General features: G+C 56.5%; 4 protein-coding genes. 3 read left to right on the plus strand and 1 reads right to left on the minus strand.

Annotated elements, in window-relative coordinates; translation table 11 throughout:
- Positions 1-126 precede the first annotated feature (126 nt).
- On the minus strand, positions 127-813 hold the full coding sequence (locus AB4Y86_RS09000) for a hypothetical protein (RefSeq protein WP_441401905.1): 687 nt from the start codon (positions 811-813) through the stop codon (positions 127-129).
- 168 nt (positions 814-981) lie between these two features.
- Between AB4Y86_RS09000 and AB4Y86_RS09005 the strand changes: the two genes are divergently transcribed.
- From AB4Y86_RS09005 to AB4Y86_RS09015, 3 genes are all read left to right on the plus strand, one after another.
- A complete protein-coding gene (locus AB4Y86_RS09005) occupies positions 982-1,878 on the plus strand; it encodes an NYN domain-containing protein (RefSeq protein WP_441401906.1) in 897 nt (298 codons plus the stop codon).
- Between the two features lie 192 nt (positions 1,879-2,070).
- Positions 2,071-6,132: a DEAD/DEAH box helicase gene (locus tag AB4Y86_RS09010; RefSeq protein ID WP_441401907.1), complete on the plus strand. Its 4,062-nt coding sequence runs from the start codon at positions 2,071-2,073 to the stop codon at positions 6,130-6,132.
- Positions 6,129-6,872, plus strand: a complete 744-nt coding sequence (locus AB4Y86_RS09015; protein ID WP_441401908.1) for a hypothetical protein — start codon at positions 6,129-6,131, stop codon at positions 6,870-6,872. Before AB4Y86_RS09010 ends, AB4Y86_RS09015 begins: the two co-directional genes overlap by 4 nt.
- Positions 6,873-7,321: the final 449 nt, after the last annotated feature.

Here is a 7,321-nt window from a genome sequence, read left to right on the forward strand (position 1 = left end):
TGGGTCAGGAAGCGGATGTCTCCGCTAGGGTTATTCGTCCGCTAGCTTGCGAACGCGACCGGGCTGCTGGCGCTGGGCATAGAGGAGGCCGCCACCAAGGGTGACGGCCTCCTCTATGCCCAGCGCCTACCAGCGGCCGGCGCGAATGTGCCACGGGCTCCGGTAAACCTCAAGCCAGACACCGTGGTTGCTTACTCGTGGCCACCCCTGCACCAGCCCGCTGAGAACCACCCCGACACCTCCGCAAATCCCAATCAGCCACCACGTGGCGCTGCACGCGGCTACAGCAGTTCCGATGGCGCCGCCGGAAATCGCATCCGCGTACGACATCGTCAGCCAGAAATGCGTGCCCGTAATGCCATCAGCGAAAGCGGGAACCGCTGCCGGAGCTTGGGTTCCCGTATAGCCCGCAGTTCGCACTTGCATGCCGGCGGCCCCCACCGGCGCTGCCACGGTCACCTTTGGAGCCTCCGTCGCCAGCTTGATCTTAGCCACCCCGGCGAAAGCCTTCTGCAACTCCTGAAGGACCGCTTCCTGGCCTTCGGGAGTTGAGGTTCGACGGTTCAACTCGGCCTCGGCCTCACTGCTGATCTTGATCGTCGTATCCGCCGGAACGCTGACCGCCGAGGACGGACCCGCCAACGACTGAGCCGCCTTATTCTCTTGCGGGATCAGCGCCGCCGATGACGCGATAGTTATCACGGCCACTGCAGCCACCGCCATAGAGGTAAGGCGCCGCTTCATGGTGGCCCGCTGGGCGACATTCGTGTCATCCTGCTCGACCCTAACTTGAAAATCATTCATGATATCCACTTCCCTTTGTACTATCCCGGATGGACTGTCCTGCCGGTGGATCAAGCATCCGTAAACGCGGTTCCCCCTTCTATAGACGAGACACTTGAAACGGGGAACCACCCGGGGAACGAACCGGAAAGCGCCGGAACTCAGGTTTCTGGCACATCGCTTCGTTCGGCCTTCCACGTGGACTACGCCAAACTGATTTCAGGGATATTGAAGCGAACCAGTGACTACTGCGGATTAAATGCCCTTCGCATCTATTGGTATGACGCATCGAAGGATGCGCTGTTCACTGATCAGCACAAGAAAATTGCTCTCTTACCGGATGTCAAAGTGAGGCTTGGCAGGGTCTCCTTCAATGGCGATCAGAAGGGTGTGGACCTAAAACTAGGGATCGATTTGATTGGCATCGCACGGAACAAGGCAGCATCTATCGCTTTCTTGGTATCAGGAGACGATGACCTGGCCGAAGCGGTTGAAGAAGCGCAAGACCTCGGCATGAAAGTTGTACTGGTCGGCATCGGCGCTCCAGATAGCAGGCTTGGCGTAGTATCTGTGGCTGAGCATCTGGCCCTCCGCGTGGACAGCATCATCACCTTGCCAAACGAACTCGTCGAAGCTTGCTTCAGCAGGTCGGTGGCCGCAGCTCCGCGGATTTCTCTCTCCGACCGCGATCCCGCACACGAGCCTGCGTTCCTCGTCGACAGCAAGCCGAAGCCCGCCCCACCGTCCCACGGCAGGCCTTACCCAGTGGTCCCAACACAGGGCAGCCGCCGCCCGCCGTCGCATATTGTGTACAGCTCGGAAAGCAGCGGGCTGGATCATTCTGGCGTGGACAAGTCGCCACTCGAAGTTGCGTGGGATGTCGGTACAAGCGTGGCCACTAGCTGGTACGGAAGTGTTAGCCAGACCGAAGTGAATGACCTTGCTGCTGACAGGCCGATCCTACCCAGCGAAGTCGACAGGGTCCTCCTTAAGGATTGTGCACAACGCATTGGGGAACAAAGGACTGACTTTCAGGAGGTCCGCAGGGCATTGCGTGAAGCATTTTGGCAGAAGCTGGACGAGCTGCAGCTTTGAGAAATCATCATGCCGTTGACCGCGCGAGACAGGTTTGGATGGCCCGCAATGCGGGCTCCATCGCTACGATGCGCACGCTACGGACTTCGTGACTTTCGTCGAGGCGGCCCAAACGGGCTGCGACACAAATCACCGCCAATTTATTTTCGATGTTAGTATCCGCTCACACGGGACACCACCGGAAGGTTTGAGATGAGCTCATCACGTCGGTATCTTTCTGGCACAGAGATCGGGCTCGGCCGGAATGCAGGGTCAACCGCACAACAACGGTATGCACCGTCTCCGGAAAATAACTATGACGAAACCACCTACCGATGGGTCGAGCGATGGACTGCGTACGGCGAAGCCGTCGAAGTAATCCGTACAGCGCTTCTTAGGGGCAGTGACCCTTGGGATGCTCTCGGAGATCCTGACCTGCTCATCCACACCGATGTAGTCGAATCTGGACGAGCAGATCACCGAGAGCGTGGAAAATGGTTCTACGAGCAGCTTGTAAAAGGCGTGACGAGCGCGTTCCAAAGTCTCGAAAGCCTAACCACCGAATATCTTCTGGCCGCCGATGCCGTTGAAGCCATCCAATCTTGCTATTGCTTTGCTACCTCCGCAGATCCCGTTGATACATTCATGCATCTGAACGGCTCCACACCGGGCAGCCCCAAGGTTGATGTTCGTAAGACAATGCTGGATAGATCGTGGCTATCTGGTTTGGAGAAGGGGGACAGATTTCCCACGAATGCTGCCGAAGGGCTGCGGCTGCTGACTGATGTTCTCGATAAGAGATTCAGGTTGTTCTTTCGTAAGACTCTTGCCCAGCCCCAAGTACCAACAGACGGCTTATACAACCTCCTGCCCGATGCTCCCCGCCTGGAGGAAAAATTCAATGAGGCAACCGCGAAGCTGATCGAGCATCGTCAAAAAACCTCTCGATTGGGTTATGAATCGGGGATCGACGAACATGGCCGGACTGAGCTCTACAGACGTGCTCTTGAGGTCCTTGGACCGCGCATTGCCCAACGAAAATCCATGCTCATATTGGGCCCCACCTCTAGCGGCAAGAGTCATATTTCAATGATTGCCGCTGCTCATGCAGTTCAGCAGCGTCCGGGGTCCAACTGCATCGTGTTGCTCCCAACGAAGGCCCTCGTAAATCAAGTAGTAGCCGATTGGAAGAAGCTCCTCGCCGGCACGGAGTATGCGCATTGGGAAGTTCTGGCCGGATCTCGAGACTATCCTCAATTTGACGAGCCACTTCGTCGTGGCCGCTTCCACATCGCGGTGATGATCCCCGAAAAGCTTCTTGGACTAATGGCGAACGGCATGCGCCTGGGCAGATGTAACTTGATCGTCGCCGACGAGCTGCAGACCATCATTGATGAACAAAGAGGAATAAAGCTCCAGCGTCTACTAAGCAGTATTAGAAAAAACCATCCCTCTATTCCTGTCATGGGAATTTCGGCATCCCTGCACAAAGATACTCAGGCCAGGATCGTGGAATGGCTCGGGATCGACCGCGAAGGCGTCCTTGAGGCAACGTACCGCCCAGTGCCACTTGAGGTCTCGGCTTTCGACTCGATCCAGATGATCACGCGGTCGATCTCCGGTATACAACAGGATGCTAGCTCTCGAGATCTTCAGCAGAAGGCGGAGGAGTGGCTGCGGCTGCCCTTTGTACGCGCCAAGAAAGCGTTCTCGAACGTGCTTACAGAATACGGCGTGGCCGTTGCGATGGCCGTGGAGATGATGCTGCCGGACGCCACAGGAACAGTGGAGCCTTCTCCCGACGTCACGAAAAGACCCAGGAATGCCCAAGTCCTGTTCTTCGCCAGAACCCGTGACCACGCCGAAAAGCTCGCAGAAGTAGTCAGAGTTATTGTCAAGCTCCATATGATGAGGGACTACGGCCGGACGCTTAAGTCTCGTGGTAGCCCTTATGAAGGATTTTTCAGCCCGGAATCAATGGCTTCGGATATCGACCGCAGAACCCACGAATATCTGCGTCTTCCGGTCACCGCCGGACGTACGGACCTCGGGGAGTCGCTGCGAACAGGCGTTGGTTACCACAACGCACGCCTCGAACCATCGATGCGCGAATTGATGGAAGACGGATTTCGGTCCGGTTTCATTCGTATGCTGTTCGCCACCGAAACGTTGAAGCTTGGAATAAACCTACCCGCCGACGTCGTCGTTATTGGGACGATGGTGACGCCCGAGAGGCAATCGCAACGATTGATGACAATCGATTCTGCTATTCAGAAAATGGGCAGGGCGGGGCGACTCGGTTTCGGAAGCATCGGCCGGTCATACTTGCTTGTTCCCACGAGAATTAGTGAGACCATACAAATTGATGAGAAGACCCTCGAAGGTCTCTCGGGCCAGCTGGGCTCCCTTGCGAACGAGACACGACGAAGTCGTGCGCTTCGGGCAGCCAAGGACCTTCCATCAGTATTCGGATATTACCTTTCCACAACGGACTGGCTCACCCAGGGTGCCCACTACGAACCACGTTTGGGGGAGGCCCTGGAATGGGTCGCCGAACACATGCTTCAAGATCGTGCGGCGCGAGCAGGTTCTTACACCCGCGAAGACTACATTGCTCAGGCGCAGGACGTGTACGAAAGCACCCTCGACCACAGGTTTACACGGGCCCAAATCGACGGAACGGCCATCTTCGATCGGCTCATCCAAACCAAGTTACTCGGAGAATCCTTCCAAGATTCGGAAAAATATCAACTGACCGGTCTAGGCCGCTCAGTGAGCCTAAATGGTCTTCCCATTTCTGATGCAGGACTGATCCAAGAAATGGCGCAGGCTCTCGAAGATGGGGCCGGTTCCCTTACCCTCTTATGGCTGGCAGTGACCTCTAATTTCGTCAGAAATGCAAATTCTTGGATCGAGGTCAACCGAGGCGATGTGGCAGAGCACGACCAACAGAACCTTGAACGGCAAATCCTGCACCTAGCTGCGGAAGTCTCCAAGCTCCAGGACCTCACGGTGCGCGAGGGAGGAGACGTGATCGGACACGGTTCAGCAGCTGACGAGCTTCGAGGAATCCTTGAAAGGAAGTCCGTACCGGCGCGTTATCAGGCCCTCGGTGCCGACCTACATACGGACGTCCTGCGCGCCTCACTCCTCGTGTCATGGGCGCAGGGAGTTCCCTTTGCCAAGATCGTCAAGGACATCGTCCAGAGCCGTTTGACGGTACATTTCGTTCTCAAGAGCGAACGCGAAGCGCTGACGGTACCGGTGCACGAATCTGATCTTCGATCACTGGCGGAAAACACGGCGTATCTCCTAAATGCCGCCTCAGATTTGCTGACAATCAGGCCATCGGGGAACGCCTATAGGCGGCTCCAAAGTTTGGCGCAAGCGGTGGAAGTCGGGCTCCCCAGCGGACTCCATGAGCTCGCCCGACTGAATCTTCGTTCGACCCACCGTGAGCGGCTTGCCTTCCTGGTAGACCACCTAGCTGAAAAAGTAGACGATCCGACGGAGATCGTCAGAGCGAGAATGGTCGACACCTCACCGCTTGCCGATCCCTCCTATGAAGAAAGAGAAGAAAGGTCCACTCGATACATCACCGAAGAAGACTTCGAGGAGATATGCGCTCGACTGGATGAGCAACGGAAGCGATCTGCGCAAGCAGGCCACGTTCTCTCCGAGGCTGCCCGAGCCCAACAAGTACCCGGTGGACAGACGTATGGCCAACTCAACGACGACATTCTCATGTTTCTCGAACTTGAGTACGCTGCCGGCGTTGTCCAACTCCTCGTTGAACCCTTCGAGGCGCTCGGTCTTACTGTTTCTGCATCGGACGAGGGGGTTACGCTCACTAGCCGAGTTAACCCGGATCTGGCACTGCGCTTCTCTGTCGAGACTCAAGCCGTAGGGTTTCGTCGACTAGATGAGGCGGAGGGCAAACTGGACGTTTTGATATCGGCCGAAGGCATGACAAGTGGAGCGGCTGCCTCGCCATCAGCGTCGGAAGCTTCCCCCGTGGTCATCGAGCCATCAACTCTGCTCGAACTGCTTTACGGAGTGCAGATGGAAGTAGGAAGAGATCCTTCGATCTCGGGGCAAGGCGAGGGCGCAGCTTGGATTCAAGTGGGGCACTCATTCCTCGAACTACTGCGCCACAATCAGCCAGTAATGAGGGGAAAAGATGTCTTCAATCGCCTTCTAGGATTGGTGGTCGCTGAGCCTCCCGCAATAAAACCCGGCGCTTTCCGCGTTGCCGAAAACAAGGCGGACATTTGAATCTTCCTCGCGAAATCGCTGTGGTGGTCGACGCCGATCAACTCACGATTCTTCCTAAATCCGCTCAGTCAGCTGCCAGGATTGAAGAGATCGTAACGGGTTCGGCGGCTTCCGAGCACCTGGCTTATGGAGTCCTCCACAGAACAGTGGTAGCTGATTGCTCATTCGAACCCGAGCGGAAGCTCGCCGAGTCTCTTGCCGCTCAGGGAAGCTACTCAATCAGGCATGTGCCGTCGGACGTGCCGGAAGCCCGCTCAATGATCCTGTACTCAGAGGTTATTCGGGCGACGCACGATTCTGTAGGGCTGATAGTTCTCGTTTCATCTATCAGGCTTGCTAGCCAGGTCGTCGACACCGTGCACACATCCGGAAAAAGGCTGCTGCTCATCTCCTCCAATCAACCGAAACGATTCATTGGGCCAGACCATTTAGTGCATCTTCCAATCGACATCCAGTCTGTTGTCTACATTATTCAAGTCGCAGCCACGTCCCTTGCAACCGAGCCAGGCGCATTCGTCTCTAAAGGAAGGGTTGCCGTACTGCTTGGAGATCTGGAAGACAAGGTCAAGGAACAGCGTCCATCCTTCAACTCCCGCGAGTTTGGGAAACCTGACTTGGGAACTCTTATCCGAGGTCTTCATCACGAAGCGGTGCAGATAAACGGAGCACGAGTTTCCGTCTCCCTCATCCCGGGAACCTCCCACTTCGCCAGTGAGTCTACGGAGAATCTTCAACGGTGACCAACATCCACGTTCCTGTCGCGAAACTGATTGGTACCTTTCCTCCGACTGCCTAAATTCCGGGCGTCGCCTGATCGAGGTGATGGAGCGACGTTGCGAGGAGGAACGGCACGTGCCGTTTTCTCTATCACCCAAGGTTTACAGAGCACCCGGCGCTACCCTCTTGCACGCCGCGCCCGAAGACACGCTGACGAGACTCCCAGGCACGCCAATAACGCTTCCAGACGGCGTCTCCTGCTTCCGCGTCTCATCCGGTGTGTACCGCCGCAGGAATTGATATCGAGCCACGATAAGAAGGGCCAGTTTCTTGAGGTGTCCGGCGCTTTCCGGTTCGTTCCCCGGGTGGTTCCCCGTTTCAAGTGTCTCGTCTATAGAAGGGGGAACCGCGTTTACGGATGCTTGATCCACCGGCAGGACAGTCCATCCGGGATAGTACAAAGGGAAGTGGA

Origin of the sequence: Arthrobacter sp. 2YAF22_2 (assembly GCF_052114645.1) — a bacterium.
In the GTDB taxonomy this organism is placed as follows: Bacteria; Actinomycetota; Actinomycetes; order Actinomycetales; family Micrococcaceae; genus Arthrobacter.